The organism is Streptomyces sp. NPDC054883 (assembly GCF_053610645.1).
In genome coordinates, this window is sequence record NZ_JBSGYT010000005.1 from 47,716 (window position 1) to 74,262 (window position 26,547).

25 protein-coding genes are annotated in these 26,547 nt (G+C 72.0%); 7 read left to right on the forward strand and 18 right to left on the reverse strand.

The annotated features are described in order from the left end of the window. Positions 1-570 precede the first annotated feature (570 nt). On the forward strand, positions 571-1,560 hold the full coding sequence (locus ACWGH1_RS05905; RefSeq protein ID WP_453408460.1) for a YrhB domain-containing protein: 990 nt from the start codon (positions 571-573) through the stop codon (positions 1,558-1,560). Positions 1,561-1,585: 25 nt separating this feature from the next. Here the strand turns inward: ACWGH1_RS05905 and ACWGH1_RS05910 are convergent, their stop codons facing one another. Continuing rightward, positions 1,586-1,783, reverse strand: a complete 198-nt coding sequence (locus ACWGH1_RS05910; protein ID WP_453353747.1) for a DUF397 domain-containing protein — start codon at positions 1,781-1,783, stop codon at positions 1,586-1,588. A gap of 20 nt (positions 1,784-1,803) precedes the next feature. Here ACWGH1_RS05910 and ACWGH1_RS05915 point away from each other — a divergent pair, with 20 nt between their 5' ends. Further along, positions 1,804-2,007 carry an ATP-binding protein gene (locus tag ACWGH1_RS05915; RefSeq protein ID WP_453353748.1) on the forward strand — a complete coding sequence of 68 codons (204 nt, stop codon included), beginning with the start codon at positions 1,804-1,806 and terminating at the stop codon, positions 2,005-2,007. 139 nt (positions 2,008-2,146) lie between these two features. Here the strand turns inward: ACWGH1_RS05915 and ACWGH1_RS05920 are convergent, their stop codons facing one another. Next, positions 2,147-2,755: a DUF2867 domain-containing protein gene (locus ACWGH1_RS05920; RefSeq protein ID WP_453353749.1), complete on the reverse strand. Its 609-nt coding sequence runs from the start codon at positions 2,753-2,755 to the stop codon at positions 2,147-2,149. Positions 2,756-3,140: 385 nt separating this feature from the next. Between ACWGH1_RS05920 and ACWGH1_RS05925 the strand changes: the two genes are divergently transcribed. Next, positions 3,141-3,863: a hypothetical protein gene (locus tag ACWGH1_RS05925; protein WP_453353750.1), complete on the forward strand. Its 723-nt coding sequence runs from the start codon at positions 3,141-3,143 to the stop codon at positions 3,861-3,863. Positions 3,864-3,885: 22 nt separating this feature from the next. Here the strand turns inward: ACWGH1_RS05925 and ACWGH1_RS05930 are convergent, their stop codons facing one another. From ACWGH1_RS05930 to ACWGH1_RS05980, 11 genes are all read right to left on the reverse strand, one after another. Further along, on the reverse strand, positions 3,886-4,515 hold the full coding sequence (locus ACWGH1_RS05930; protein ID WP_453353751.1) for a class I SAM-dependent methyltransferase: 630 nt from the start codon (positions 4,513-4,515) through the stop codon (positions 3,886-3,888). 80 nt (positions 4,516-4,595) lie between these two features. Beyond that, on the reverse strand, positions 4,596-6,377 hold the full coding sequence (locus ACWGH1_RS05935) for an IucA/IucC family protein (protein ID WP_453408461.1): 1,782 nt from the start codon (positions 6,375-6,377) through the stop codon (positions 4,596-4,598). Then, entirely contained in the window at positions 6,374-6,952 is a 579-nt protein-coding gene (locus tag ACWGH1_RS05940; protein ID WP_453353753.1) for a GNAT family N-acetyltransferase, read from the reverse strand. Before ACWGH1_RS05940 ends, ACWGH1_RS05935 begins: the two co-directional genes overlap by 4 nt. Next, positions 6,949-8,250 carry a lysine N(6)-hydroxylase/L-ornithine N(5)-oxygenase family protein gene (locus tag ACWGH1_RS05945; RefSeq protein ID WP_453353754.1) on the reverse strand — a complete coding sequence of 434 codons (1,302 nt, stop codon included), beginning with the start codon at positions 8,248-8,250 and terminating at the stop codon, positions 6,949-6,951. Before ACWGH1_RS05945 ends, ACWGH1_RS05940 begins: the two co-directional genes overlap by 4 nt. Beyond that, on the reverse strand, positions 8,234-9,727 hold the full coding sequence (locus tag ACWGH1_RS05950) for a pyridoxal phosphate-dependent decarboxylase family protein (RefSeq protein WP_453353755.1): 1,494 nt from the start codon (positions 9,725-9,727) through the stop codon (positions 8,234-8,236). The genes ACWGH1_RS05945 and ACWGH1_RS05950 overlap by 17 nt, the downstream gene beginning before the upstream one ends. 144 nt (positions 9,728-9,871) lie before the next feature. Further along, on the reverse strand, positions 9,872-10,789 hold the full coding sequence (locus ACWGH1_RS05955) for a siderophore-interacting protein (RefSeq protein ID WP_453357660.1): 918 nt from the start codon (positions 10,787-10,789) through the stop codon (positions 9,872-9,874). 50 nt (positions 10,790-10,839) lie between these two features. Further along, the gene (locus ACWGH1_RS05960) at positions 10,840-11,880 is read right to left on the reverse strand and encodes an ABC transporter substrate-binding protein (protein WP_453408462.1); all 1,041 of its coding nucleotides are present in this window, start codon (positions 11,878-11,880) and stop codon (positions 10,840-10,842) included. A 149-nt stretch (positions 11,881-12,029) separates the two neighbouring features. Then, the gene (locus tag ACWGH1_RS05965) at positions 12,030-13,190 is read right to left on the reverse strand and encodes an acyl-CoA dehydrogenase family protein (RefSeq protein ID WP_453356315.1); all 1,161 of its coding nucleotides are present in this window, start codon (positions 13,188-13,190) and stop codon (positions 12,030-12,032) included. Positions 13,191-13,198: 8 nt separating this feature from the next. After that, positions 13,199-14,131, reverse strand: coding sequence for a hydroxymethylglutaryl-CoA lyase (locus tag ACWGH1_RS05970; protein WP_453356314.1), 933 nt, complete (start codon positions 14,129-14,131; stop codon positions 13,199-13,201). Then, positions 14,128-16,236, reverse strand: coding sequence for an ATP-binding protein (locus ACWGH1_RS05975; protein ID WP_453408463.1), 2,109 nt, complete (start codon positions 16,234-16,236; stop codon positions 14,128-14,130). Before ACWGH1_RS05975 ends, ACWGH1_RS05970 begins: the two co-directional genes overlap by 4 nt. Before the next feature lie 16 nt (positions 16,237-16,252). After that, complete coding sequence (locus ACWGH1_RS05980) at positions 16,253-17,869, reverse strand: carboxyl transferase domain-containing protein (protein ID WP_453355655.1); 1,617 nt, start codon at positions 17,867-17,869, stop codon at positions 16,253-16,255. A gap of 112 nt (positions 17,870-17,981) precedes the next feature. Here ACWGH1_RS05980 and ACWGH1_RS05985 point away from each other — a divergent pair, with 112 nt between their 5' ends. Continuing rightward, the gene (locus tag ACWGH1_RS05985; protein WP_453355656.1) at positions 17,982-18,560 is read left to right on the forward strand and encodes an SACE_7040 family transcriptional regulator; all 579 of its coding nucleotides are present in this window, start codon (positions 17,982-17,984) and stop codon (positions 18,558-18,560) included. A gap of 56 nt (positions 18,561-18,616) precedes the next feature. Further along, entirely contained in the window at positions 18,617-19,438 is an 822-nt protein-coding gene (locus ACWGH1_RS05990) for a phosphatase (RefSeq protein ID WP_453355657.1), read from the forward strand. Positions 19,439-19,498: 60 nt separating this feature from the next. Here the strand turns inward: ACWGH1_RS05990 and ACWGH1_RS05995 are convergent, their stop codons facing one another. Next, positions 19,499-20,350 (reverse strand): SDR family NAD(P)-dependent oxidoreductase, encoded by an 852-nt coding sequence (locus ACWGH1_RS05995; RefSeq protein WP_453355658.1) that lies wholly within the window; start codon positions 20,348-20,350, stop codon positions 19,499-19,501. 101 nt (positions 20,351-20,451) lie between these two features. Between ACWGH1_RS05995 and ACWGH1_RS06000 the strand changes: the two genes are divergently transcribed. Further along, complete coding sequence (locus tag ACWGH1_RS06000) at positions 20,452-20,919, forward strand: MarR family winged helix-turn-helix transcriptional regulator (RefSeq protein WP_453355659.1); 468 nt, start codon at positions 20,452-20,454, stop codon at positions 20,917-20,919. Here the strand turns inward: ACWGH1_RS06000 and ACWGH1_RS06005 are convergent. The 4 genes from ACWGH1_RS06005 to ACWGH1_RS06020 all read right to left on the reverse strand — a co-directional run bounded on the left by ACWGH1_RS06005 (position 20,891) and on the right by ACWGH1_RS06020 (position 25,458). Beyond that, complete coding sequence (locus ACWGH1_RS06005; protein WP_453408464.1) at positions 20,891-21,874, reverse strand: cation diffusion facilitator family transporter; 984 nt, start codon at positions 21,872-21,874, stop codon at positions 20,891-20,893. The two genes, ACWGH1_RS06000 and ACWGH1_RS06005, sit on opposite strands and share 29 nt — an antisense overlap. A gap of 19 nt (positions 21,875-21,893) precedes the next feature. Continuing rightward, the gene (locus ACWGH1_RS06010) at positions 21,894-22,772 is read right to left on the reverse strand and encodes an acyl-CoA thioesterase (protein ID WP_453408465.1); all 879 of its coding nucleotides are present in this window, start codon (positions 22,770-22,772) and stop codon (positions 21,894-21,896) included. Positions 22,773-22,791: 19 nt separating this feature from the next. After that, the gene (locus ACWGH1_RS06015) at positions 22,792-23,949 is read right to left on the reverse strand and encodes an acyl-CoA dehydrogenase family protein (protein ID WP_453357459.1); all 1,158 of its coding nucleotides are present in this window, start codon (positions 23,947-23,949) and stop codon (positions 22,792-22,794) included. Between the two features lie 105 nt (positions 23,950-24,054). Beyond that, complete coding sequence (locus ACWGH1_RS06020) at positions 24,055-25,458, reverse strand: helix-turn-helix domain-containing protein (RefSeq protein ID WP_453408466.1); 1,404 nt, start codon at positions 25,456-25,458, stop codon at positions 24,055-24,057. 110 nt (positions 25,459-25,568) lie between these two features. On the opposite strand from ACWGH1_RS06020, the gene speB reads away from it, so the two are divergent. Further along, positions 25,569-26,531, forward strand: a complete 963-nt coding sequence (gene speB, locus ACWGH1_RS06025) for an agmatinase (protein ID WP_136216469.1) — start codon at positions 25,569-25,571, stop codon at positions 26,529-26,531. Positions 26,532-26,547 lie beyond the last annotated feature (16 nt).

Consider the following 26,547-nt stretch of genomic DNA (forward strand, 5'->3'; position numbering starts at 1 on the left):
ACGGAAGCGCATATCAGTGCCCGCAGGTTCTTGTCGGGGGCCTTTTTGGATGCGCAATTCACGATCGTCCTGCAGCCTGACCTGTCGTTCGAGCATAGCTTCGCGTGGTGTGTTCGTTTCGATTCGCAGGAACATATCGATACAGGAAACCGAGCGCTGGCGCCATTCACTCGCGTAGTGGTTGTTCCGAAGAATGGGGAGGCGCCTCATTTTCCGCCGACCCACCTCCCCGTGGCCGTATACCTTGACCGGCTGGCAGCGGGCGACTGGCCCCCTACCTAGGATTGAACTCGACTGATGATCGAACCTCAGCGCATGGCAGTGCAGTGGCTCAATGCCACATACCGAGGGCTCGTCGAGCTGGCAGAGTCGAATCCCGTGGCCGAGGACACCGGGACCTGGTTGTTTGCCTGTCGGACCATTGAGCAGCCGGGGTATCCCCGGACGCCGATGCTTGCAGCGTCCGTGGTGGTACCCAAGGACGGGGGGCCCCCGTTCCACCCGGCGGCGGACGACCCACTGGGCGATGCGGCGGCCTACACACGCGCTCCGTCACCCCGGGATCCGCAGGTGCAGGTACGGCGGCTGAACTCGCGGGGGTGTGTGGTCACGGTGGCCGCCATGATCGCCGGGGCGCCGTCGTCGCCGTTGCCCTGGCAGTCGGCGCACGAGGCACCGGGATGGTGGGAGTTGCTTCTCAAGCGCTACTTCCCCACCGCAGAGCAACTGCGGTGCGCGAGCTGGGACGAGGTGATCCGGCGAGTCCGGGAGACCGGCCCGGGCACCCAGGGTGTGGTGTGGGTCCGAAGGACGATCGGCGGAGCCGAAGTGAGCGGGCATCTGATCTACGCACACAACAGCAACGGCGATGCGGTGTTTCTGGACGGCATGACCGGCGGCTTGGCGAGGCTGGACACCGACGGGGTGCTGGGCCTGGTGTTTGCCCGGATGAAGCTGGAAGCGCCTGGGAAGGTCGATAAGTTCGGGGCGGCCCGGCTCAAGGCCGAGGAGTGGCTGCGGCGGACGTACGAGGACCCGGTGGAACTGGTGGCACCGGACCCGGCGGACGAGACCGCCCGCGGTTGGCTGTTCGCCTGCCAGACCACGGCCGCGCTGAGGGGCGGGGACTGGCGGCACTCGATGCTCGACGCCGCGGTGGTCGTACCGAAGGGGCTGGGGGAGCCGTTCCTGTTGCCCAACTCCGACCCGTGGGGATTCTTCGCCCGCTGGGACCGCGGTGAGGAGGCGGGCCCCACGCCGGCACCGGGCAAGGCCGACTGGTTCGCCACCACGATGAGCCAGTTGGGACCGGTCATGGAGGTGTCCGAGTTCCCGACCGTCGTGGACTCGATCCAGGCGATCGCGGCGCTGCCGCCCGGAGGCCGCGCCGTGGTGTGGGTGCGCCGCCTGGACGACAGGGGCCGGGAGTCCACGGGCCTGCTGCTCACCGGTCTGCGCTCCGAGGCCGGGTTCGTGGGACTCGTGGACGGCTCCGCGGCGGACTTCACGAGCCTGGACGGGCTGCGGGAGTCCGGGGTCCGGGTCATCCGGTACCGCTGACGTCGAGGGCGTCGGGTCGCCTGGCTCAGGAGCGGGTGGCGGTCTTCACGTCGTGGAGGAAGGCCGCCCAGGCGGGCGCTGCGCAGCGGAAGCCGGGCCGGGCGGTGTCCTTGCTGTCCCGGACGGCCCGCCCGCCGTCGGCGGTCTCGGCCACCTCGACGCAGTCGTTCAGCTGGTCCGAGTAGGACGACTTACGGTAGTCGCCGACTATCTCTGCGGTCATGTCCAGCCAAGACGCGGTTCGTGCGGCTGCCGGCCGGGGTGCGGGTGGAGGTGCACGACGTCAGCGACGCGCGGCCCGTCGCCGCGGCTCCCGACGCGTACGCCGACGGCGGGCGCGGGCTCTTCCTCGTCGCCGCGCTCGCCGATCGGTGGGCCGTCGGCGGGCGGGGCGGGCCCGGAAAACGGCTGTGGGCCGAGCTGGACGTGAAGGGGGCGCCCCGGTGAGGGGGGTGGTGAGCCCGTCCGACTGGATGCTGACCGCCGACCGGACCGGAAGCGCCCCCGTCCACGAGGCCGAGTGCACCACCTGCCCCGCCGACGGCCCCGACGTGCGGGACCCGGCACACCGGCTGCCGCCGCATCGTCACCGACTTCCAGCGGGCCCAGCCGACGGCCGAGCGCGCTCCCGCCAGGCGCGCTCCCACTGGCGGGTCAGTCCCGGGTAGATGACCAGGTGGCGGAACGGCGCGATGAGGGCCATGTAGAGCCGGCCGAACCGGCCGTTGGGCTTCACCAGCACCGCCATCCGCAGCTCGTACCCGCCGTCCCCGGCCGGTACCCAGCCCAGGTGCATGAGGGTGTGGACGGTCTTGTTCGCCAGTTCGCGGACCGCCTCGTCGCGGGTCTCGTACACCGTGGTGAACGGGCCGCCCGCACCCGAGCCGTCCGCGGTCTCGCGCAGTTCGGCCGGGACGCGGTCGCGCAGGGACTCGACCCGCGCGCCCACGCCCGTACCGGGCCGGTCCCAGCCGAAGAGGGCGCCGAGCTTCCAGCGCACCGCGAACAGGGCGCGGGCCACCGGGTTCTGCTGGTCGATCCGGCCGGCCGCCGAGATCGCGGCGAGCATCAGGGGGAAGTCCTCCGGCCCGGCGCCGGGCGTGCGGTACGACCACACGTCCTCGACGTCGAAGTCGCGGGCGAACCCGTGGATCCGCCACGGCTGCTCGGTGTGGGCCGTGCGGGGAAGTCTCATGGCTGCCGCCACCTCTCCTGCGGCGGGACGTCGTCGCCCCGCCAGCCCGTTATACGCGCGAGACGGTCGACCCTGGTCCGGAACGTCCACTCGATCCCGTGCAGGACCGTCCTGCCGCCCAGCGGCGGCCGCCGCAGCCGGTACGGCTACAGAAGTCCCGTGCCCCGTACGGCCGTTCACCGTGACCTATCGGCCGGTCATGACCCACTGCTCAAGATCAGTTCGGCGGCGGACTTTAGCAGAGCCCGAGCCTGGACGGACGTATTCCGGTAAACGTTTTCTATCTTCTGGCAAAGCATTTGCCGGGCTCTTGTCCTGCCGGGGGCAACCCGATGGGATGCGCGAGTCCCTCTGCTGAATGCGAACATCGAGGTCGAGTCACATCGTGCGTCAGATATCCCCCGCCGCCAGACTGCTCACCGTCGCGGCACTTCCGCTGGCGCTGACCGCCTGCTCCTTCACCACCCCGAAGGCCACCCCGAAGGCCGCGGGATCGCCGTCGGCCGCCGCGGCGCCGGCCGCCGACCCCAACAAGGGCCTGCTGACGGGCAAGCAGCTCAAGGCTGCGCTCGCACCCGCCTCGTTCTTCGCGGCCGGCTTCACCTCCGACCCGGAGCTCGAACGCGACACCGGCAACGGCTACCAGCTGCCGGCCACCGCCGACGTGCCCACCCCCGACTGCACCAAGCTCGGCGGGACCTCTTGGGTGGAGATCACCGGGATCAACGGCGTCTCCTTCGCGCAGAACGCGTACGTGAACAAGAACTCCTCCGAGGAGTTCGCCCAGGAGATCGACGTCTACCGGGGTGCGACCGCCACGACCGTGCTCGACGCGCTGGGCAAGATCTCCAAGGCCTGCCCCAGCTACACCGACGGCGACACCCACGCCAAGGTGACGGTCACCGAGAAGCCCCTGGCCGGCGTCGGTGACGGTGCCTGGACCATCACCCTCACCAGCACCGCCTGGCAGGGCGGCACCACGCTGGTGGCCGCGCGGGTCGGCACCTCGGTGGCGACCGTGCTCGTCAGCAGCAGCACCGACAACGGCATGGCGGGCGGCACCAAGCTGACGAAGCAGCTGGCGGCGTCCCTCACCGGCAAGGCCTGACGGCAGAGCCCGACCGCAGGGGTCACGGGCGGCGCGCCAGCACGTGCGCGTCGAGGAAGCCCCGCTCGGAGGCCGGGTCGTGGAGCAGCCGGGCGAACGGGACGATCCCGGCCCCGGTGAGCAGCTCCGCGAACCGGTCCACGGGCCAGCTGTAGGCGGGCGTCACCTTGTGGTCGAAGCGGACCGGCTCCGGTCCGTCCGTGGCGAAGAACGAGACCAGGAGCAGGCCCCCCGGCGCCAGGACCCGCACCTGCTCGGCGAGCAGCGCCGGCAGCTCCCCGGGCGGGGTGTGGATCATCGAGTAGTGGGCCAGTACGCCGCCCAGCGCGCGGTCCTCGACCGGCAGTGCCTCCATCCGCGCCTCGTCGAACCGCAACGCCGGGTGGGCCCGCCGGGCGTGCTCGACCATCGCCGGGGAGAGGTCGAGCCCGAAGGCGTCCAGCCCCAGGCCGTGCAGCACGGCCGTCAGGTGTCCGGGCCCGCACCCTACGTCGGCCGCCCGCCGGTTCCCCGTTCCGCGCACGAGCTCGGCGAAGGTGGCGACCATGGCCCGGGTGAACGGCCGGGTCTCCAGCCGGTCGGCGAACATCGACGCGTACAGCCCGACGATCCCGTCGTAGGCCGCCCTGGTCTCGTCCTGGTGCTCCGCCACGGGGAGAAGCTAACACCCGGGCAGGTCGTGGCCGGGGGCGGGCGCCGAGGGACCGTATCGACGCCCGCCCCCCTCCCCGGTCACCGCCGGGCGAAGGGCGCGACGGGGTTCTCGAGGGTCCCGATCAGCTGGAGGGCCGCCGAGGGGTCGGCGAGGTCGACCATCTGCCGGTTGTTGCGCAGCTGGAGGCGGTTCAGGCAGGACAGCTGGAACTCCGGCGCGAAGAGGTCGTAGCGGGCGAAACGTTCCGCCAGCTCCGGCACCGAATCCTGGTAGGCGTGGGCGCAGCCGGCCACGGCCCGCCAGAAGGTCTCCTCCTCGCAGATGCCCTCCGCCGCCAGGATCGGGCCCAGGAAGCGGAAGAAGCAGTCGAAGACGTCCGTGAAGACCGACAGGAGCTTCATGTCCTCCGGGACGTCGACCCGGATCCGCTCGACCGCCGGCGGCAGGACCGCGTCCGGGTCCATGACCACGATCTCCTCGGCGATGTCCTTGAAGACCGCCCGCCTCACCACACCGCCCTCGATGACCAGGATGGTGTTCTCGCCGTGCGGCATGTACGCGAGGCCGTACGCGTAGAAGCAGTGCAGCAGCGGGACCAGGTAGGCGCGCAGGTACGCGGCCAGCCAGTCCTCGACCGGCAGCTTCGACTCCTCGATCAGGGCGCCCACGAAGGACTTGCCCTCCGCGTCCACGTGCAGGAGGGACGCCATCGTGGCGAGCCGCTCGCCCTCCCGCAGCGAGGACACCGGGGATTCGCGCCACAGCGCCGCCAGCATCTTGCGGTACGGCGAGTAGCGGTCCGTCGCGCGCTCGTACTGCCGGTGGTGGTAGCCGATCGCCGCCCGCTCGCGGATGATCGAGAAGTCCACCGACCGCAGCACGGCATCGGCCCCGATCAACTGGTGCAGCCAGTCGTTGATCGCCGGGGTGGCCTCCATGTACGCCGCCGACAGGCCCCGCATGAAGCCCATGTTCAGCACCGAGATGGCGGTCTTGACGTAGTGCTTCCCGGGGGCGCTCGTGTTGAAGAACGTCCGGATCGACTGCTGGGCCAGGTAGGCGTCCGAGCCCTCGCCCAGCAGGACGAGCCGGCGGTTGGCGATCTCCGCCGCGAAGGTGACCGTCGTCTTGTTCCACCACTGCCAGGGGTGCACGGGGAAGAGGTGGTAGTCCGCCGGGTCGAGGTCCAGCGCGGCGAGCCGGGCGGCGAAGGCCGCGACGGTCTCCGCGCCCAGCTCCTCGCGGATGAAGGAGTCGTAGTCCAGGCCCGCCCCCGCCGTGAAGGTGGAGACGTCCTTGTGGGCCCCCACCCACACCAGGCGGACCGGGCTCGCCGCCTCCGGGGCGTACGAGAGGTAGTCGTGCACGCCGAAACCGAGGCGGCCGTTGTTGGCGACGAAGCAGGGGTGGCCCTCGGTCATGCCGGTCTCGATGTCCTGGAAGGAGGACTTGGCGAGGACGGCGGAGGAGACCTGCGGCTTCGTGTACTTGAACCCGGCGCCCGCCAGGGTCGAGGAGATCTCCTCCAGGTACACCGGCAGGACCTCCGCGCTCAGACCGAGGGTCTCGCGCAGCTCGATGTGGAAGTCCAGCGCGTCGAGCGGCAGCTCGGTCCCGTCGCGGTGCCGGGTGATCGAGGACTCGTCCACGGCCCAGTGGTCCAGCGCGTACCGGGCGGCGCGGAAGCGGTACTCCACGCTGCCGTCGTCGCTCGTGACCGCGTACCGCCGGTCGCCCAGTGGCCGGGGGGTCAGCAGGCGCTCGTGGGAGAACTCCGCGAGGGCCTTGCGGAGCAGGGCGCGGTTCGCCCGCGCCCACAGCTCGGGGGAGAGGTGGGAGACGGCGTCGGCGAGGCTCATATGGATCCCTCCCGGGTGGCCGCTTCGAACTGCTCACGGGTGCAGAAGCTCAGCAGGGCTTCCTTCTCGGGCTTTCGCACCGGGCCGTCCGCCACGAAGCCGACGGCCGCGTTGAGCGCGTGGACCGCGGTGTTGCGGATGTCCGGCTCGACCACCACCCGGCGGGTGGCCGGGTCGGCGAACAGGGCCGCCATGACGGTGGTGATCACCGCGCGGGTGAAGCCGTGGACGGGCGTGTCGCTGGGGGCGACCAGGAAGTGCATGCCGACATCGCCCGGTTGGGCGTCGTACAGGCCGACCAGCTCCAGTCGGCTCGGATCGTAGGTCTCCATCAGGAAGGCGGGCCGGCCGTCGTGCAGGCCGATGAACGCCTCGTGGTGCTCGGCCGCGGCGATCCGCATGTACTCGCGCTCCACGTCCGGCAGGGAGGCGTCCCCCATCAGCCAGAAGGCCGCCTTGGGGTGCGTGACCCAGCCGTGCAGCAGCTCCGCGTCGGAGAACGGGTCCAGGGGGCGCAGGGCGAAATCGCCGAGGGCCGGATCGGTACGGGTGAAGAGGAGTTCGGTGGTGCTCATGCCAGGGTGCCTTCCGGGGCGGCGAACTGCTGGAACGCGATGGACTTCTCGACCTTGTAGTGCTCGCGCCCCAGGAGCTCGCCGATGATGTACGCGTTGCGGTACGCGGCCATGCCCAGGTCGGGCGCGGTGACGGAGTGGTTGTGGACGGTGCCGTTCTGCAGGAAGATCCCGCGGCCGGTGACGTCGATGCTGTAGTTGCGGGCCGCGTCGGGCCGGCCGTGCCCGTCGAAGCGCAGCCGCTCGCGTACGGGCGCCAGAAATTCGGGCAGCGTGTAGCGGTAGCCGGTGGCGAGCACCAGGCCCTCGGTGGTGAGGGAGAAGTCCCGTTCCTGCTCCTCCTGGCGCAGGCCCAGCGTGTACCTGCCCGACGTGGTGTCGTACGCGGCCGAGTTGAGGGAGGTGTTGGTGAGCAGGGTGGTCGGGACCGGTCCGGGGGAGCTGATCCGCTTCTGGTAGAGCAGGTCGAAGATGGCGTTGATCAGCTCGCCGTCGATGCCCTTGAACAGGTTCTTCTGCTGCGACTCCAGCCGGTAGCGGGTCTCCTCGGGCAGCGCGTGGAAGTAGTCCACGTACTCGGGGGAGGTCATCTCCAGCGTCAGCTTCGTGTACTCCAGCGGGAAGAACCGCGGGGAGCGGGTCACCCAGTTGAGCCGGTAGCCGTGTGCGTCGATCTCGCCGAGCAGGTCGTAGTAGATCTCGGCGGCACTCTGCCCCGAGCCGACGAGGGTGATCGACTCCTTCTGCTGGAGCTGCGCCTTGTGCTCCATGTAGGCGCTGTTGTGGGTGAAGTCGCCGCCCAGGCCCGCGCACGCGGGCGGGACGAACGGCGGGGTGCCGGTGCCGAGGACCAGGTGGCGGGCCAGGTGGGTCTCACCGCGGTCGGTGTGGACCTCGTACAGCCCGGCCCGTTCGTCGTAGGTCACCTCGGTGACGGAGGTCGAGTACCGGACGTTGTCCAGGCGGTCCGCGGCCCAGCGGCAGTAGTCGTTGTACTCGGCGCGCAGCGGGTAGAAGTTCTCCCGGATGTAGAAGGAGTACAGCCGGTCCTTGTCCTTGAGGTAGTTCAGGAAGGAGAAGGGCGACGTCGGGTCGGCGAGGGTGACGAGGTCCGACATGAACGGCGTCTGGAGGTGAGCGCCGTCCAGGAACATCCCGGCGTGCCACTCGAAGTGCGGCTTCGACTCGATGAAGAGGCCGTCGAGTTCGTCGATCGGCGCGGTGAGGCAGGCGAGTCCCAGGTTGAAGGGGCCGAGGCCGATGCCGATGAAGTCATGGGGTTCACGAGTGGACGGCAAGGGATTCTCCCAGGTACTGCTCGGCGTGTGCGGCGAGGAGGTCGAGGACGGCCGAGATGTCGGACGTCGTGGTCTGCGGGTTGAGGAGGGTGAACTTCAGGTACTGCCGGCCGTCGACCTTGGTGCCGGCGACGACGGCCTCACCGGAGGCGAACAGCGCCTTGCGGGCGTGCAGGTTGGCCTCGTCCACCAGATCGGGCCGAAGGTCCTCGCCCACGGGGACGTAGCGGAAGACGAGGGTGGAGATCTGCGGGCGTACGACGACTTCGAAGCGCGGGTCGGCGTCGAGCAGCTCCCAGCCGGCCGCGGCCAGGTCGATGACCTCGTCGAAGAGCGAGCCGACGGCGTCGGCGCCCATCACGCGCAGGGTCATCCAGAGCTTGAGGGCGTCGAAGCGGCGCGTCGTCTGGATGGACTTGTCGACCTGGTTCGGGATCCGCTCCTGCGCCATGCGGCGCGGGTTGAGGTAGTCCGCGTGGTACGTGGCGTGCTGCAAGGTGTCGCGTTCGCGGACCAGGACCGCACTGGAACTGACGGGCTGGAAGAAGGACTTGTGGTAGTCCACGGTCACGGAGTCGGCGTGCTCGATGCCGTCGAGGAGGTGCCGGCGGGTGGGGGAGACCAGCAGTCCGCAGCCGTAGGCGGCGTCCACGTGCATCCACGTGGAGTGCTCGGCGGCCAGGCGGGCGATCTCGGGGAGCGGGTCTATGGACCCGAAGTCGGTGGTGCCGGCGGTGGCGACGACGGCCATCGGGATCAGGCCTTCGCGGGCGCAGTTCTCCAGTTCCAGGGCGAGGGCGGAGGTGTCCATCCGGCGGTTCCGGTCGACGGGCACCGAGATGACGGCCTCGTAGCCGAGTCCCAGCATGGCGGCGGACTTGCGGACGCTGAAGTGGCTCGCCTCGGAGGCCAGGATGCGCAGCCGGGGCAGCAGCGCGGCCTTGGTGAGGTCCCGTCCCTCGGCGCGGACCCGCTGCGCGGCGATGCGGCAGGCCTCGTCGCGGGCGAGCAGCAGGGCGTGGAAGTTGGACTGGCTGCCGCCGGAGGTGAACACGCCGTCGGCGCGCGGACCGAGGCCGATGCGCCCCGCGGTCCAGTCGATCAGGCGCCGCTCGATGAGGGTGCCGCCGATGGACTGGTCCCAGGTGTCCAGCGAGGAGTTGACGGCGGAGAGGATCGCCTCGCCGAGCACGGCGGGGATGACGACGGGGCAGTTGAGGTGCCCGAGGTAGCGGGGGTGGTGGAAGTACACCGCGTCCCGCAGGTAGACCTCTTCGAGCTCGTCGAGGGCGGCAGCCGGGTCTTCCAGCGGCTTGTCGAGGTCGATCCCGTTGATGACCGGGGCGAGTTCGTCGACGGAGATACCGGTGTGGGGCCGTTCCGTGGTGGCCAGTTTGGCGGCGACGCGGTCGACGCCTTCGGTGACGGAACGCCGGTAGAGGTCCGCGGTCGTCTCGTTGAGCAGATGCGAACGCATCAACTTTCCTCCGGACAAGGGGAAGTGGGGGTGGACTGTGCTGATTAGGTTAGCCTAACCTAACTTGGTCGCCAAACAGCGAGGGCCCCGGCCGACCGGCCGGGGCCCTCGCTGGAACGGGGGTGTGGACGAAGCGAGTTGGGGCTACAGCTCCGCGCTCGGGTCCTCGCTGGGAGCCCGGCCGGAGTACGCCTCCGCGAGGAGCTCCTCCTCGCTCGCGCCGAGCCGCCAGTAGCCGGTGAACCGCACCCGGCGCCGGTCGATCCCGCGTTCTTGCACCAGGTGGCGGCGTACCGCGCGGATCGTGCCGGATTCGCCCGCGATCCAGGCGTACGGGGCTTCGGCGGCGGGTGGTCCGCCTGCCCGGACGGCCTCCAGCAGGTGCCCGGTCCGCTCCCGGCCGGCGCCCGCGCCGCGCACCACCCAGGTGATGTCGGCGTCGGCGGAGGTGGCCGGCGCGAGCCGGTCGTCCTCGTGCGGGACCTCGAACCAGGCCTTGACACGGGTACCGGACGGGAGCCGGTCCAAGATCGCGGCCGCGGCGGGCAGGGCCGTCTCGTCCGCGTACATCAGGATCAGGTCGGCGTCCGCCGGCGGCTGGAACCGTACTGACTTGTTCTCCGCGACGGCCGGCCCGATCGCCAGGATCCGCCGGCCGGTGACCGCCCGCCCGGCCCACGCGGAGGCGGGGCTCGTGTCCCCGTGGAGGACGAAGTCGACGTCGACCTCGTCCACGCCCTGCGGCGTACGCCGCTGCTCGCGCACGGTGTAGGAACGCATCACCGGGCGCTCGGCCTCCGGCACGGCGCGCCAGGCCCCGAACCAGGTGTCCTCGTCGGTGGACGGGAGCTCGGTGTGTTCCCGGTGCGGGGGCGGGAGGAAGAGGGAGAGGCTCTGGTCGTAGCCGCCCGAGCGGAAGCCGGCGAGGGACTCGCCGCCGAAGGTGACCCGCAGGAACGAGTGGCCGAGGCGGCGGGTGCGGAGCACTTCGAGCGCGAAGAAGCGGAAGTGCGCGACGCTGGTGTCGGTGTCGGTGTCGCTGTCGGCGTGGGTGGCGGTCATGCGGCGGTTCCCCCCTGGGAGTTGATCGGCGGTGCCGGAAGGCGGGCGGGTCAGCTGACCTTCTTGGCGTCCTGGATCGACTTGGCGAGGTCTTCGAGGATCTTGGCGCACTTGTCGTACGAGTAGATCGGCTCGGTGACGCGCGGGGTGACCTGGCCGGCCTTGACGGCGGGCAGCTCGGCCCAGGTCGGCTTGGCCTTGAGCTCCTCCGGCTGGAGGGTGCCGGTCCGGTTGTCCAGGAGGATGACGTCGGCCTTGTACTTGCCGGCGTTCTCCCAGCTCAGGCTCTCGTAGAAGCCGCCCTGGTCCAGCTTCTCCGGGATGACGAACTCGACGCCGAGCGACTCGAAGTACTTGAGGTCGGCGGAGGTCTTGGGGGTGGAGGCGTAGAACAGGTCGGCGGCGCCGGAACCGACGAGCACCTTGATGCCCGGGTTGGCCTTGGTGGCCTCGCGGACCTTGGCGGAGGCGGCCTCGAAGCGGGCCTTGGCGTCGACGGCGGCCTTGGAGTTCAGGTCGGCGCCCAGGGCCTTGGCGAGGGCGGCCGTGCGCTCCAGGGACTTGTCGAGGGAGGCGTCGCCGCCGACCGAGACCGCGGCGGCCGGGGCCAGCTTGAGGATCTTGTCCTTGGAGGCCTCGGGGACGTACCAGTAGCTGCCGTCCCAGGTGTTGGTGACGAGCAGGTCGGGCCGCAGGGCCGCGTACTTCTCGACGTTGAACTCGTCGTAGACGTTGCCCAGGATCTCGACCTTGGAGATGTCCATCGTGCCGGCCTGGACGTCGGGCTTGCCGTCGGCCGTCTTGGTCGGGCCGAACACGCCCTTCACCTTGACGCCGTAGTCCGAGAGCGCGGCCGCGGTGCCGGTGAAGGCGACGATGCTCTTCGGCGTCGACTTGGCGGTGACCTCCTTGCCCAGGTCGTCCTTGAAGCTCCAGGAACCGGAGGCGGCGGCGCCCTTGTCCGATGCGCCCGCTCCGTCCTCGGCCTGGTCGGCGCCGCCGCAGGCGGTGAGCGCCGCGACGAGACCGAGGGCGCCGCCGGCGGCGATGAGACCGCGGCGGGTGAAGGGGGAGGCCGGGGACTTGGGCATGTCGATGTCCGCTTTCGTGCGTGGTGCGTGCCGGGCGGCCACGAAGGCCGTTCGAGGGAAGGTTAGCCTAACCTTCCTCAAAATGAGTAAGGGGGCCCTAACTTCCTCGGCCCCCCTCGCCCGTCACGCGTCCGCGAGCGGACCGCCAGTCAGCCCGCGAAGCCCAGTTCGCGGGCGATGAGCATGCGCTGCACCTCGCTCGTGCCCTCGCCGATCTCCAGGATCTTGGAGTCCCGCCACATGCGCGCCACCGGGTACTCGTTCATGAAGCCGTAGCCGCCGTGGATCTGCGTCGCCTCGCGGGCGTTGTCCACGGCGACGGTGGAGGAGTACAGCTTCGCGATCGCCGCCTCCTTCTTGAACGGCTCGCCCGCCACCAGCCGCGACGCCGCGTCACGCCAGCCCACCCGCGCCATGTGGGCGCGCATCTCCATGTCGGCCAGCTTGAACTGGATGGCCTGGTTGCCCCCGATCGGCCGGCCGAAGGCCTGCCGTTCCTTCGCGTACTTCACCGACTCGTCCACGCAGCCCTGCGCCAGACCGGTGGCCAGCGCCGAGATCGCCACGCGCCCCTCGTCCAGGATGCGCAAGAACTGGGCGTAGCCGCGGCCCTCCTCGCCCACCAGGTTGGCGAGCGGGACGCGCACGTTGTCGAAGGCCAGTTCCCGGGTGTCCGAGGAGTTCCAGCCGACCTTGGAGTACGGCGCCGCGACCGTGAAGCCCGGGGTGCCGGACGGGACGATGATCGAGGAGATCCGCGGCCGGCCGTCCTCGGTGCGCCCGGTGACGGCGGTGACGGTCACCAGGCCGGTGATGTCCGTACCCGAGTTGGTGATGAAGCACTTCGAGCCGTTGATCACCCAATCGTCACCGTCCTTGACGGCGGTCGTGCGGCTGCCGCCCGCGTCCGAGCCCGCACCCGGCTCCGTCAGGCCGAAGGCGCCGAGGATCTCGCCGGAGCACATCCGCGGCAGCCACTCCCGCTTCTGCTCCTCGGAGCCGAACCGGAAGATCGGCATGGCGCCGAGGGAAACCCCGGCTTCCAGGGTGATGGCGACCGAGGAGTCGACGCGGGCCAGCTCCTCCAGGGCGATGCCGAGGGCGAGGTAGTCGCCGCCCATGCCGCCGTACTCCTCGGGGAACGGCAGGCCGAACAGGCCCATCCGGCCCATCTCGCGGACGATCTCGTACGGGAACTCGTGCCGCTCGTACAGGTCGCCGATCTTGGGCGCGATGACGTCGTGGGCGAACTCCTCCACGGTACGGCGGAGTTCCTCGTGCTCGGGGGTGAGCCGGTGGTCGAGGGACATGGTTCTCGTTACTCCTTGTGGGAGAGGGCGCGGACGGTACGGGAAGGGCTCGGCCGGCCCAGCTGCTCGGCCATCCACACGCTCGTGGCGGTGAGGGCGGCCAGATCGACCCCGGTCTCGATGCCGAGGCCGTCGAGCATCCACACCAGGTCCTCGGTGGCGAGGTTGCCGGTGGCGCTCTTCGCGTACGGGCAGCCGCCGAGGCCGCCGGCGGAGGCGTCGACCGTGGTCACGCCGTGCTCCAGCGCGGCGAGGGTGTTGGAGAGGGCCTGGCCGTAGGTGTCGTGGAAGTGCACCCCGATCCGCTCGGTGGCGACGCCTTCCGCGTTGAGGGCGGACAGCAGCGCCCGGACGTGGCCGGGGGTGGCGACGCCGATGGTGTCGCCGAGGCTGAGTTCGTCGCAGCCGAGGCCGAGCAGAGCCTTGGCGGTGCGGACCACCTGGGGGAGCGGGACCGCGCCCTCCCAGGGGTCGCCGAAGCACATGGACAGGTAACCGCGGACGTGAGCCCCTTGGTCCTTGGCACGGGCCACGACGGGCTCGAACATGGCCAGGGACTCGGCGACGGTCCGGTTGAGGTTGCGGGCGGCGAAGGTCTCGGTGGCCGAACCGAACACCGCGATCCGCGAGGCGCCGAGGGCGAGCGCGCGGTCGAGCCCGCGCTCGTTGGGGACGAGGACGGGCAGGGCCGCGTCGAGGCCGGCGAGGAGGGGGAACAGCTGCTCGGCGTCCGCCAGCTGGGGCACCCACTTGGGGTGGACGAAGCTGGTGGCCTCGATGGTGGTCAGCCCGGCCGCGGCGAGGCGGTGGACAAACTCGGCCTTCACGGCGGTCGGGACCGTGGTCTGCTCGTTCTGCAGGCCGTCGCGGGCACCGACCTCGTGGATGCGGACCCGGCTGGGGAGGCCGGTGGCGGGGACGGTCATGGGGAGGCCGTTCATGCGCCCTCTCCCTCCGCGTCGGGGGTGACGACGGCCAGGACCTGGTCCATGGCGACGGTGGTGCCGGGGGAGACGTCGAGCTCGGTGACGGTTCCGGCGTGGGGGGCGGAGATGACGTGCTCCATCTTCATCGCCTCGACCACGAGGAGGCTCTGGCCGGCGGTGACGCGGTCGCCGACGGCGACCTTGACGACGGTGACGGTGCCGGGCATGGGGGCGGCGAGGGTGTCGGCCCCCGCGCGGCCTGCTCCGCTGAGGTTCGCGGTGACGGGGTCGTGGGTCTGGACGTGCCAGGTGTCGCCGTCACGGCCGAGCCAGACCCCGTCCGGGGAGGCGGCATGGGTGAAGCGGTGGGTGACGCCGTCGAGTTCGATGGTGACGGTGTCGCTGGTGCGGGCGACCGTGCGGCCGCGGGCCGGTGCCGCTGGAGTCGCCGCGACGCCGTGGCCGGGTGCGGGCCGAGTGCTCTGCCCCAGACCCCGCGCCTCGAACTCCCCCGGACTCCGTCCGGGGGTACCCCCACGCGGGGCCGGGTTTGGCCCGACCGGTCGGGTGTCGATCTGTACCGGGTCCTGGCCCGGGAGGCGGAAGTGGTGGACCGTCCAGGCAGGGGTGCCGCCCAGGCGCCAGCCGGTGGCGGCGTCGAACGGATCCACCCAGCCCGGGCCCCCGGCAGGGTTTCGGGAAGGGGCGGGGTGGGGGAGGTTCAGCAGCGCGGCCGCCGCGTACACCTCCGGCGGGACGCCGTCCGGCAGCAGGGACGGCAGGTCGCGCTCGACCAGGCCCGTGTCCAGGTCGCCCGACACCACGTCCGGGTGGGCCAGCAGGCGCCGCAGGAAGCCCGCGTTGGTCTGGACGCCCAGGATCACGGTGTCCGCCAGCGCGCCGCGCAGCACCCGCAGGGCCGTCGCCCGGTCCGGCCCGTACGCGATGACCTTCGACAGCATCGGGTCGTACGTCGACCCCGTGTCGACCCCGGCCACCAGGCCCGAGTCGGTACGGACCGCCCCGCCCGACGGCTCCGACAGCGCCAGCACCGTACCGCCCGACGGCAGGAACCCGCGCGCCGGGTCCTCCGCGCAGATCCGGGCCTCGATCGCGTGGCCGGTCAGCGTGACCTCGGCCTGCGTGAAGCCCAGTTCGGCCCCGGCAGCCACCCGCAGCTGCTGCTCCACCAGGTCCAGCCCGGTGATCAGCTCCGTCACCGGGTGCTCGACCTGGAGCCGGGTGTTCATCTCCATGAAGTAGTACGAGGACGGGTCGCCGCCCGGCACGATGAACTCCACCGTGCCCGCGCCGACGTACCCGCAGGAGCGGGCCGCCTCCACCGCCGCCGCGCCCATCGACGCCCGCAGTTCCGGCGTCAGCAGGACCGAGGGGGCCTCCTCGATGACCTTCTGGTGGCGCCGCTGGAGCGAGCACTCGCGCTCGCCCAGGTGCACCACGTTGCCGTGCGCGTCCGCCAGTACCTGGATCTCGATGTGCCGCGGCCGGTCCACCCACCGCTCCACGAGCAGCGTGTCGTCACCGAACGAGGAGCGGGCCTCGCGGCGGGCCGCCGCGATCTCCTCGCCGAGCAGGTCCGCGTCCCGCACCAGGCGCATGCCCTTGCCGCCGCCGCCCGCCGAGGGCTTCAGCAGCACCGGCATGCCGATCTTCTCGGCGGCCGAGGCCAGTTCGGCGTCGCTCAGGCCGCTCCCGGACGAGCCGGGGACGACCGGGACCCCGGCCGCCTTCACCGTCTCCTTCGCCCGGATCTTGTCGCCCATCAGCGAGATCGCCGAAGCCGGCGGCCCGATGAACGCGAGCCCGGCCTCCGCGCAGGCCGCCGCGAAGGCCGCGTTCTCCGCGAGGAAGCCGTAGCCGGGGTGAACCGCCTCGGCGCCGGTGCGCCGGGCGGCGTCCAGCAGCCGCTCCACCGACAGGTAGCTCTCCGCGGCCGCCGCCGGGCCGATCCGGACGGCCGTGTCGGCCTCCCGTACGTGCCGCGCGTCCGCGTCCGCGTCGCTGAAGACGGCCACGGAGCGGATGCCGAGCTCCCGCAGGGTGCGGATGACGCGTACCGCGATCTCGCCCCGGTTCGCGACCAGAACAGTGCTGAACATCAGTGTGGTCCTCACGTCACATACGGAAGATGCCGAATTGCGGTTCGCCCAGCGGGGCGTTCGCGCACGCGGTCAGGGCCAGTCCCACCACCTGCCGGGTCTCCAGCGGGTCGATCACCCCGTCGTCCCACAGCCGCGCGGTGGCGTAGTAGGCGTTGCCCTGCTCCTCGTACTGCGCGCGGACCGGTGCCTTGAAGGCCTCCTCGTCCTGCGCCGGCCACTCCTGGCCGGCGCCCTCGATCTGGTCGCGCTTGACGGTCGCGAGGACGGAAGCGGCCTGTTCGCCGCCCATCACGGAGATCTTGGCGTTCGGCCACATCCACAGGAAGCGCGGCGAGTACGCGCGCCCGCACATCGAGTAGTTGCCCGCCCCGTACGAGCCGCCGACGACCACCGTCAGCTTCGGGACCCGCGCGCACGCCACGGCCGTGACCATCTTGGCGCCGTGCTTGGCGATGCCGCCGGCCTCGTAGTCGCGGCCGACCATGAAGCCCGAGATGTTCTGGAGGAACAGGAGCGGGATGCCGCGCTGGTCGCACAGCTCGATGAAGTGGGCGCCCTTCTGGGCGGATTCGGAGAAGAGGATGCCGTTGTTGGCGACGATGCCGACCGGGTGGCCGTGGATCCGGGCGAAGCCGGTGACCAGCGTCTGCCCGAACTCCGACTTGAACTCCTGGAAGCGGGAGCCGTCCACGATCCGGGCGATGATCTCGCGGGCGTCGTAGGGCGTGCGCGAGTCGACGGGGACCGCGCCGTACAGCCCGTACGGGTCCGCCTTCGGCTCCTCGGGCGCCTCGACCGACCAGGGCAGGGCCCCGCGCGCGGGGAGGGTCGCCACGATGTTGCGTACGATCCGCAGCGCGTGCGCGTCGTCCTCCGCGAGGTGGTCGGTGACGCCGGAGATCCGGGAGTGGACCTCACCGCCGCCGAGCTCCTCCGCCGTGACGACCTCGCCGGTGGCGGCCTTCACCAGCGGCGGACCGCCCAGGAAGATCGTGCCCTGGCCGCGGACGATGACGGCCTCGTCGCTCATCGCCGGTACGTAGGCCCCGCCCGCGGTGCAGGAGCCGAGGACGGCGGCGATCTGCGGGATGCCGGCGCCGGACATGCGGGCCTGGTTGTAGAAGATGCGGCCGAAGTGGTCCCGGTCGGGGAAGACCTCGTCCTGCATCGGGAGGAAGGCACCGCCCGAGTCGACCAGGTAGAGGCAGGGGAGACGGTTCTCCAGCGCCACCTCCTGCGCCCGCAGGTGCTTCTTGACGGTCATCGGGTAGTACGTGCCGCCCTTGACGGTGGCGTCGTTCGCGACGATCACGCACTCGCGGCCGCTGACCCGGCCGATGCCCGCGATGACCCCGGCGGCCGGGGCCGCGCCCCCGTACATGCCCTCGGCGGCCAGCGGGGCCAGCTCCAGGAAGGGGGAGCCCGGGTCGAGGAGGGTGTCCACGCGCTCGCGCGGGAGCAGCTTGCCCCGGGCGGTGTGGCGGGCGCGGGCCTTCTCGCCGCCGCCAAGGCGGGCCGCTTCCAGCCGGGCGCGCAGGCCCTCGGCGAGTTCCCGGTGGGCGGCCTCGTTGGTCCGCCAGGCCTCGGACGCCGGGTCCGCGGCGCTCGTCAGCACTGGTGCCTGCTGCATCGGTCGAGCTCCCTTGCTCGGTCCACGTAAACCGGTCACGCTGTTAATGAGCGTTAACGCTTGTGAGGCTTAGGTTAACGAGCGCTAACGGCCCTGTCTAGAATGGATTCCCATGAGCACCAGAGCGGCCGCCCCGACCCGTCGCGAGCAGATCCTCAGTGAGGCCGCTCGACTCTTCGCCGAGCGCGGCTTCCACGGCGTCGGCGTGGACGAGATAGGGGCCGCGGTGGGCATCAGCGGACCCGGCCTGTACCGCCACTTCGCGGGCAAGGACGCGATGCTCGCCGAGCTGCTCGTCGGGATCAGCGAACGGCTGCTGACCGGTGGCCGGCGCCGGGTGGAGGAGGCCGCCGGGGACCCGGCGGCGGTGCTGGCCTCCCTGGTGGAAGGGCACATCGACTTCGCGCTCGACGACCGCGCGCTGATCACCCTGCACGACCGGGAGCTGGACCGGCTGCGCGAGGCCGACCGCAAGCTCGTGCGCCAGCTCCAGCGGCAGTACGTCGAGCTGTGGGTGGAGGTCGTCCGGCAGCTCCACCCGGAGGTCGGCGAGTCGGAGGTGCGGGTCTCCGTGCACGCGGTCTTCGGCCTGCTGAACTCCACCCCGCACCTGGCGGCCCCGGGCCGGGAGGCCACCGAGTCGCTGCTGCGGCGGCTCGCCAACGGGGCGTTCGGAGCGCTGTCGGGGTGACACCGGGTGTCCGCTGGCCGGGATGGAACAGACGGCTCCGCCCGGGCGGCGGCAGAATGACCCGTATGCCTAAGCCGATAGAGACGCCTGCCCAGCCCGAGGGAACTCCCAGCCGCGCCGAACTCGTCGACCACCTGGTCCGTACCCGGATAGCGGGCGACGTGGCCACGGCCCGCGAGAACAACCTCTCCCACTACCGCAAGCTCGCCAACGGCGACCGGCACTACTGGCTGGGCCTGGAACTCGGCGACCGCTGGACGGACGAGCAGGACGTCCTGGCCGTGATGGCCGAGCGGTGCGGCGTCGTGGACGACGCGGAGCACCGGTACGGGCAGGACACCATCGACCCGGAACTGACGGTCGCCGCCCTGGACCGGATGGCGGCCCGGCTGCGCAAGGCGGCGCTGGACCGCCAGCGCGTGCTGCTGGCCACCGGCCACCCGGGCGGCCTCCTGGACGTGCACCGGGCGACGGCGGCCGCGCTGCGCGGGGCGGGCTGCGAGATCGTGGTGGTCCCGCCGGGCCTGACGGCCGACGAGGGCTCGGTGTGGCAGTTCGCGGACGTGGCCGTACTGGAGCGCGGGGCCACGCTGTGGCACACCCACTCCCCGGCGCCGATGGCGGCGATCCTGGACGGCCTGGCGGCGGCCGGCCGCCCGCAGCCCGACCTGGTCGTGGCCGACCACGGCTGGGCGGGCTGCGCGGCGCAGCGGGGGATCGACGCCGTGGGCTACGCGGACTGCAACGACCCCGCGCTGTTCCTCGGCGAGGCGGAGGGCACCCTCCAGGTGGCCGTCCCGCTGGACGACCACGTCCGTGACCCGCGCTACTACGACCCGATGGTGGCCTACCTGCTCGCGGCGGCGGGCCTGCGGTAACGGCCCCGGCGGCGGGTCCGGGCCGGGTTCCGGCGGCCGCCAGTGGAGCCGGCCGCCCCGTCAGCGGAGCCAGCCGCCCGTGACGGCCTGCACGGCCGAGCCGTCGAGGTCGGCCAGCTTCGGGGCGACGAAGTCCCGGGCCCAGTCGGAGGTCTGGACCCGGAACGGCACCTGCGCCGCGTCCAGCAGGGCGACCACGGGTTCGGCCGCCTCCGCCGAGGTCTGCGAGGTATCGGCCCCGTACGACTTCATCGTGCGCTCGACGTACGCCCGGAGCGCGCCGCCGTACGGACCGGCCGCCTCCACCATCGCGGGCACGTCGAGCTGCTGGTTGGTCACGAACTCGCTGGTCACGGCGCCCGGTTCGACCACGGCCACCCGGACGCCGACGCTCGCCGCGACCGGCGCGAGCGACTCCATGAACCCCTCCACGGCGAACTTGGCCGCGCAGTAGGCCTCGTTGAACGGCTGGCCGACCACTCCGCCGACGCTGGTCACCGTGATGAGCCGGCCGCCCGACGCCCGCAGGTGGGGCAGCGCCGCGAGGGTGAGTTCCACGACCCCGAAGTAGTTGACCTCCATCGCGGCCCGGACCGGGCCCATGCCCTGCTGCTCGACGGTGCCGGCGAACCCGGCGCCCGCGTTGTTGACGACCGCGTCCAGCCGGCCGTGTTCGGCGACGACCTCCGCCACGCACCCGGCCACGGACCCGGCGTCGGTCACGTCCAGCCGCTTGACCTGGACGAGGTCGGCGACACCGGCCTCGCGGGCGGCCGTCAGCAGCGCGTCCGCCCGGCGCGGGTCGCGCATCGTCGCGACGGTGTGCCAGCCGACCCGGGCGGCGCCGACGGCCGCGGCCAGGCCGATGCCGGAGGAGGTGCCGGTGATGAGGACGGTCTTGGTGGTGGTCATGGGGATCTCCGTGGGGCGTGGGGCGCTGCATAGGTGCGTGTGCACACACATTATCTTTGTGTGCGTGTGCACGCAACCTTCCTGCCGGTAGGCTGCTCCCCATGGCGCAGAACAACCTCACCCTGGGCGACCTCACCCCCCGCGACCACGCCTTCTACGGTCTCGTCTGGGCGGGCTCGACGCTCAGCGCCCGCGTGGACCAGGCCCTCGCGCGCCGCCACGACCTGCCGTTGTCGTGGTTCGAGGTCATGCTGTGGCTCCGGGCGCAGCCGGAGCCGGTCGCCGCGTCCGAGCTGGGAGCGATGACCCTGCTCAGCCGCAGCCAGGTCTCGCGGGTCGCCGACTCCCTCCAGGCGCGCGGCCTGGTCGAGCGGATACCGTCCCCGACCGATGCCCGCTCGGTCCGGATCGCCCTCACCGAAGCGGGCCGCCGCGCCTTCGAGGAGGCCGACGCCACCCGCCGCGAGGTCCTCGCCGAGGTCTTCGACGACCTCCTCGACGACGCGGACATCGCCGCTCTGGAAGGCATCTGGGCCAAACTCAAGTCCCGTCCCGCGGCCCGGGGGTAGACGGCGTCGGGTCCAGGTACACGCGGCGGATCGACGGCCAGCGCTCGCGCAGCTGCGACTCCGCGTCCTCGCAGGCCGCCTCCACCTGTCGGGCCGAGGCCAGGTCGTGGAAGTCGATCTTCGCCGCGATCAGCACCTCGTCGGGGCCCTGCACCAGTGTGGTCAGCTCCACCACCCCTTCGATGTGCGGCACCGAGAGCAGTTCCTCCCGTACCTGCGCGCGCGTCGCCGCCGGCAGCGGCCGCCCGATCAGGTACTGCGCGTTGGAGCGGCCCAGCTCCCACGCCACCCACACCAGCAGCAGGCCGATCAGCAGCGACGCGACGCCGTCGTACACGCCCGAACCCGTCAGCTGCGCCCCCAGCAGCCCGCCGGCCGCCAGGACCAGCCCGATCAGGGCGGCGACGTTCTCCAGCAGGACGGCCTTCACCGCCGTGTCCGGGGTGTGCTTCACGTACCGGCCCAGCGGCGTCCGCAGCCGCGCCGCCTCGCCCCGCACCTGCCGCCAGGCCACGAGCAGCGAGTAGCCCTCCAGCAGGAAGGCCACCGCGAGGATGACGTACGAGACCGCCGGGTCGCCCGGGTCCTCGCCCTGCACCAGGGTGTGGATGCCGTCGTACACGGCGAAGACCGCGCCGCCGACGAAGGTCGCGACCGAGGCGAGCAGCGCCCAGATGTAGCGCTCCGGCCCGTACCCCAGCGGATGCGCCTCGTCCGCCGGCCGCGCGCTGCGTTTCAGCGCCGCCAGCAGCATCACCTCGGTGACGGTGTCGGCCACCGAGTGCCCCGCCTCCGACAGCATCGCGCTCGACCCGCTGACGATCCCGCCGACCGCCTTGGCGGCGGCGATGCCGAGATTGGTGACGACCGCGACGACGACCGTCCCGACGCTCTCCGACTGCGCCGCTCCGGTCGCTTCCGGGGGCCCGGGTGGTCCGGGTGCTTCTGAGGCCATGCAGCGACGGTAGGCGCGGCTATCCGTGCGGGACGCGCACGACACCCTCCTGGATGACCGTCACGGCCAGCCGGCCGTCCTGCGTCCAGATGCGGGCCTGGCCGAGGCCCCGGCCCGCGGCCGCCGTGGGCGACTCCTGGTCGTACAGCAGCCACTCGTCGGCGCGGAAGGGCCGGTGGAACCACATGGCGTGGTCCAGGGAGGCGCCGACCACGTCCCCGACGGCCCAGCCGCCCCGGCCGTGGGCGAGCAGCACCGAGTCGAGGAGCGTCATGTCGGAGACGTACGTGGCCAGGCAGGTGTGCAGCAGCGGGTCGTCGGAGTCGAGCTTCTCGGCCGTACGGAACCACACCTGCGAGTGCGGCTCGCGCGGCTGCCCGACCGATCCCCACGGGGGAGTCGTCGCGTACCGCAGGTCCACCGCGCCGCGGGCGTCGATCAGCCGTTCCACCGTGCCCGGGTCGCGGAAGACCTCGCGGTACAGGGGGAGCGAGTCGGCGGCCGTCGGCAGGGTCTCCGGGTCGGGCGCGGCCGGCATCGCCGCCTGGTGGTCGAGCCCTTCCTCGTACGTCTGGAAGGACGCGGAGAGGTGGAAGACGGGCTGCCCGTGCTGGACGGCGACGACCCGGCGCGTGGTGAAGGAGCGCCCGTCGCGGATCCGGTCGACCGAATACACGATGGGCGCGCCGGGATCGCCGGCGCGCAGGAAGTACGAGTGCAGCGAGTGCGCGGCCCGGTCGGCGGGCACGGTGCGGCCGGCCGCGACCAGCGCCTGGGCCGCGACCTGCCCGCCGAAGACCCGCGGTACCAGCGACGGACGGCTGGTACCGCGGAAGATGTCCTCCTCGATCTGCTCCAGGTCGAGCAGGTCGAGGAGCGTCACCAGTGCCTCGTTCATGGGAGTGGGACTGCGCTCCTCACAGGCCCATGGACTTGGCGATGATGGACTTCATGACCTCGCTGGTGCCGCCGTAGATGCGGTTCACGCGGTTGTCGGCGTACAGGCGGGCGATCGGGTACTCGTTCATGTAGCCGTACCCGCCGTGCAGCTGGAGGCACTTGTCGATCACGCGGTGCGCGACCTCGGTGCAGAACAGCTTCGCGGACGCGGCCTCGGCGGCCGTCAGCTCACCGGCGTCCAGGGCCTCCAGCGCGCGGTCGGCGACGGCCTCGGCAGCGTCCACCTCGGCCTGGCAGGAGGCCAGCTCGAACTTGGTGTTCTGGAAGTGCGCGACCGGCTTGCCGAAGACGGTGCGCTCCGTCACGTACTGCTGGGCGAACCGTATGGCGGCCTTGGCCTGGGCGTACGCGCCGAACGCGATGCCCCAGCGCTCGGAGGGCAGGTTCGCGCCCAGGTAGTAGAAGCCCTTGTTCTCCTCGCCGAGCAGGTCCTCGACCGGCACCTTGACGTCGACAAACGCGAGCTCGGCGGTGTCGGAGGTGCGCAGACCGAGCTTGTCCAGCTTGCGGCCGATGGAGTAGCCCTCGGACTTGGTGTCCACGGCGAAGAGGGAGATGCCGAAGCGGCGGTCGTCCTCGCGCGGGGCGGAGGTGCGGGCGCAGACGATCACCCGGTCGGCGTGGACACCGCCGGTGATGAAGGTCTTGGCCCCGTTGAGGACGTAGTGCGTGCCGTCCTCGGAGAGCTTGGCGGTGGTCTTCATGCCCGCGACGTCGGAGCCGGTGCCGGGCTCGGTCATCGCCAGCGCCCACATCTCCTCGCCGGTGACGAACTTCGGCAGGTAGCGCTTCTTCTGCTCGTCGCCGGCCAGCATCTTGATGTACGGGAGGGCGAGCAGCACGTGCACGCCGGAGCCGCCGAAGTTGACGCCCGCGCGCGAGGTCTCCTCGTAGAGGACGGCCTCGAACTTGTGGGTGTCCAGGCCCGCGCCGCCGAACTCCTCGGGCACGTTGATGCCGAAGACGCCGAGCTCGCCGAGCTTGTAGTAGAAGTCGCGCGGCGCCTGGCCGGCCTGGAACCACTCGTCGTAGACGGGGACGACCTCGGCCTCGATGAAGGCGCGGATGGTCTCGCGGAACGCCTCGTGGTCCTCGTTGAAAACGGTGCGGCGCACGGCCGGCTCCCCTCTGCGGCTAAACCGCCGCCCGCTCGTGCGGAGGTGGTCGCGCGCCGTCGTGGTGGCTCGATTCGATGGCATACGTCTAAGCGCTTGCTCAGATTAAGTTACCGGCGAGTTGCCGCCGCTGTCCAGGGTGCGTAGCGCGAACCACAGTTCCATCCGGGTGTCCGGGTCGTCCAGGTCGCGCCCGAGGAGGGCGGCGCAGCGGGCGATGCGCTGGCGGACCGTGTTGCGGTGGACGCCTAGGGCGGCGGCGCTGCGGTCCCAGCTGCCGTGGTGGGCCAGCCAGCCGCGCAGGGTCGCCGCCTGGGCCGGGGCCAGCGGGGCGAGCAGGGCCTCGGCGTGCGCGCGGGCCCGCGCCGGGTCCAGAAGACCGGGGAGACCGCCCTCGGAGTGCCGGACCAGCGGGGCCCGGGCCGCCTCGGCGCGCTCCAGCGCCCGGCGGGCCTGGGTGTCGGCCGCCGCCAGCGCCCCGGGGGCGGCCGGGGCGCTCACCCCGAGCCGCCACCCGGGCTGCGGCGCCGGGTCCCGGTCGGTGAGCAGCCGCAGCTCCGGGCCGCGCGCGTCCAGCAGTACGGTGCCCAGCGCGCCCGCGAGGGCCTGCGGATCACCCCCGCCCCGGGCGTGCACCACCTGCCAGGGGCCGGCCGCCAGCGCCGCGGCCGGGTCCCCGTCGAGCAGCAGCCGGGTCAGCGCGGCGGCCTCCGCCGCGGCCGGGCGGTGCGTGGTGAGCAGGCCCAGCAGCACGGCGGCGATGGCCGTGATGGCGTGGTCCCCGGCGGTGCGCTCCGGAACGGCGACGCCCAGCACCGGGCCGGGACCCGGGCCCGGGCCGCCGCCCAGCGCGTACGCCGCCAGCTGCCAGCCCGCGGCGGAGTCGGTCGCGGTGGCCGGCCCGCCCGGCGCGGCGACCCGCGCGAGCAGCGCCTCCTGGGCCGCCCCGGCCCCGGGCGGCAGCTCCCGGCCCGCCTCCCGCCCCCCGGGCAGCAGGACGACCCGGCCGCCCAGGCTCGCCGCCAGCCGGCGCAGCACCGCCGGAACCGGATCCGGCCGCGCGGCCGCCGCCGCCAGCGCCTGCTGCGCCTCGGTGACCCGGCGCAACTCGCGCGTCCGGGCCTCCGCCATCAGCCGCCACACGGTCCGGGCGACGGCGGTGAACGGGGTCCCGGGCGGGACCTCCAGCAGCGGCAGCCCGTGCCGCGCGCAGGCCGCCGCCAGCTCCGGCGGCACCTCCTCGTACACCGGCGCCACCCCGAAGCCGAGCGCCGCCGCGCCCGCCGCGACGAGCCGGGCCACGTACCCGTCGGCGTCCGGCCCGAGCTGCGCCCCGGCAGTGAGCAGCAGCTCCCCGCCCAGCAGGTACGGCGAGGGATCAGCCATCTCGGAGGCGTGGACGGCGTGCACGGCGACCTCCCCGGCCGCGTACAGCCCCCGCAGGCCGAGCTCCCGGTCGGCGAGCAGGGCGGAGAGCGCGACGCCCGGAGTCGGCGGCTGGTCCGGCATGGATACTCCGTACATATGTGAGCTGCCTGGTGGAGGAAACGTACACTTCGCGACCCCGAGGTGTCCCCTTACGCTCGAAGGACCGCACACCCCCCTCCGGAAGGCACCCCATGAGCACGCAGCCGCGCGGACCCGTCGACTCCTCCCGCATCCCGCGCTACGCGGGCCCGGCGACCTTCGCCCGGCTGCCGCGCCTGGACGAGGTCGGCTCGGCCGACGTGGCCGTCGTCGGCGTCCCGTTCGACTCCGGTGTCTCCTACCGGCCGGGCGCCCGCTTCGGCGGCAACGCCATCCGCGAGGCCTCGCGCCTGCTGCGCCCGTACAACCCGGCGCAGGACGCCTCCCCGTTCGCGCTCGCCCAGGTCGCGGACGCCGGCGACATCGCCGTGAACCCCTTCAACATCAACGAGGCCGTCGAGACGGTCGAGGCCGCCGCCGACGAGCTGCTCGGCGCCGGCTCCCGCCTGATGACCCTCGGCGGCGACCACACCATCGCGCTGCCGCTGCTGCGCTCGGTCGCCAAGAAGCACGGCCCGGTCGCGCTGCTGCACTTCGACGCCCACCTGGACACCTGGGACACCTACTTCGGCGCCGAGTACACGCACGGCACCCCGTTCCGGCGCGCCGTGGAGGAGGGCATCCTCGACACCGAGGCGCTCTCGCACGTCGGCACGCGCGGCCCGCTCTACGGCAAGCAGGATCTGGACGACGACGCCAAGATGGGCTTCGGCATCGTCACCTCGGCCGACGTCTACCGGCGCGGCGCCGACGAGGTCGCGGACCAGCTGCGCCAGCGCATCGGCGACCGCCCGCTGTACATCTCCATCGACATCGACGTGCTGGACCCGGCGCACGCGCCCGGCACCGGTACGCCGGAGGCGGGCGGCATGACCTCCCGCGAGCTGCTGGAGATCATCCGTGGTCTGTCCTCCTGCAACCTGGTCTCCGCGGACGTGGTCGAGGTCGCCCCGGCGTACGATCACGCCGAGATCACCTCGGTCGCGGCGTCGCACACCGCGTACGAGCTGACCACGATCATGAGCCGGCAGATCGCGGCGTCGAAGACGAAGTAGGACCCGAGAAGGGCGA

What these genes read in the sequence shown, in the direction of transcription:
- ACWGH1_RS05910 (WP_453353747.1), bottom strand. Translation starts at nt 1,783, where the DNA reads ATGACCGCAGAGATAGTCGGCGACTACCGTAAGTCGTCCTACTCGGAC.
- ACWGH1_RS05920 (WP_453353749.1), bottom strand. Translation starts at nt 2,755, where the DNA reads ATGAGACTTCCCCGCACGGCCCACACCGAGCAGCCGTGGCGGATCCAC.
- ACWGH1_RS05935 (WP_453408461.1), bottom strand. Translation starts at nt 6,377, where the DNA reads ATGAGCCTCGCCGACGCCGTCTCCCACCTCTCCCCCGAGCTGTGGGCG.
- ACWGH1_RS05940 (WP_453353753.1), bottom strand. Translation starts at nt 6,952, where the DNA reads ATGAGCACCACCGAACTCCTCTTCACCCGTACCGATCCGGCCCTCGGC.
- ACWGH1_RS05950 (WP_453353755.1), bottom strand. Translation starts at nt 9,727, where the DNA reads ATGCGTTCGCATCTGCTCAACGAGACGACCGCGGACCTCTACCGGCGT.
- ACWGH1_RS05955 (WP_453357660.1), bottom strand. Translation starts at nt 10,789, where the DNA reads ATGACCGCCACCCACGCCGACAGCGACACCGACACCGACACCAGCGTC.
- ACWGH1_RS05960 (WP_453408462.1), bottom strand. Translation starts at nt 11,880, where the DNA reads ATGCCCAAGTCCCCGGCCTCCCCCTTCACCCGCCGCGGTCTCATCGCC.
- ACWGH1_RS05965 (WP_453356315.1), bottom strand. Translation starts at nt 13,190, where the DNA reads ATGTCCCTCGACCACCGGCTCACCCCCGAGCACGAGGAACTCCGCCGT.
- ACWGH1_RS05970 (WP_453356314.1), bottom strand. Translation starts at nt 14,131, where the DNA reads ATGAACGGCCTCCCCATGACCGTCCCCGCCACCGGCCTCCCCAGCCGG.
- ACWGH1_RS05975 (WP_453408463.1), bottom strand. Translation starts at nt 16,236, where the DNA reads ATGTTCAGCACTGTTCTGGTCGCGAACCGGGGCGAGATCGCGGTACGC.
- ACWGH1_RS05980 (WP_453355655.1), bottom strand. Translation starts at nt 17,869, where the DNA reads ATGCAGCAGGCACCAGTGCTGACGAGCGCCGCGGACCCGGCGTCCGAG.
- ACWGH1_RS05985 (WP_453355656.1), top strand. Translation starts at nt 17,982, where the DNA reads ATGAGCACCAGAGCGGCCGCCCCGACCCGTCGCGAGCAGATCCTCAGT.
- ACWGH1_RS05990 (WP_453355657.1), top strand. Translation starts at nt 18,617, where the DNA reads ATGACCCGTATGCCTAAGCCGATAGAGACGCCTGCCCAGCCCGAGGGA.
- ACWGH1_RS05995 (WP_453355658.1), bottom strand. Translation starts at nt 20,350, where the DNA reads ATGACCACCACCAAGACCGTCCTCATCACCGGCACCTCCTCCGGCATC.
- ACWGH1_RS06000 (WP_453355659.1), top strand. Translation starts at nt 20,452, where the DNA reads ATGGCGCAGAACAACCTCACCCTGGGCGACCTCACCCCCCGCGACCAC.
- ACWGH1_RS06005 (WP_453408464.1), bottom strand. Translation starts at nt 21,874, where the DNA reads ATGGCCTCAGAAGCACCCGGACCACCCGGGCCCCCGGAAGCGACCGGA.
- ACWGH1_RS06010 (WP_453408465.1), bottom strand. Translation starts at nt 22,772, where the DNA reads ATGAACGAGGCACTGGTGACGCTCCTCGACCTGCTCGACCTGGAGCAG.
- ACWGH1_RS06020 (WP_453408466.1), bottom strand. Translation starts at nt 25,458, where the DNA reads ATGCCGGACCAGCCGCCGACTCCGGGCGTCGCGCTCTCCGCCCTGCTC.
- speB (WP_136216469.1), top strand. Translation starts at nt 25,569, where the DNA reads ATGAGCACGCAGCCGCGCGGACCCGTCGACTCCTCCCGCATCCCGCGC.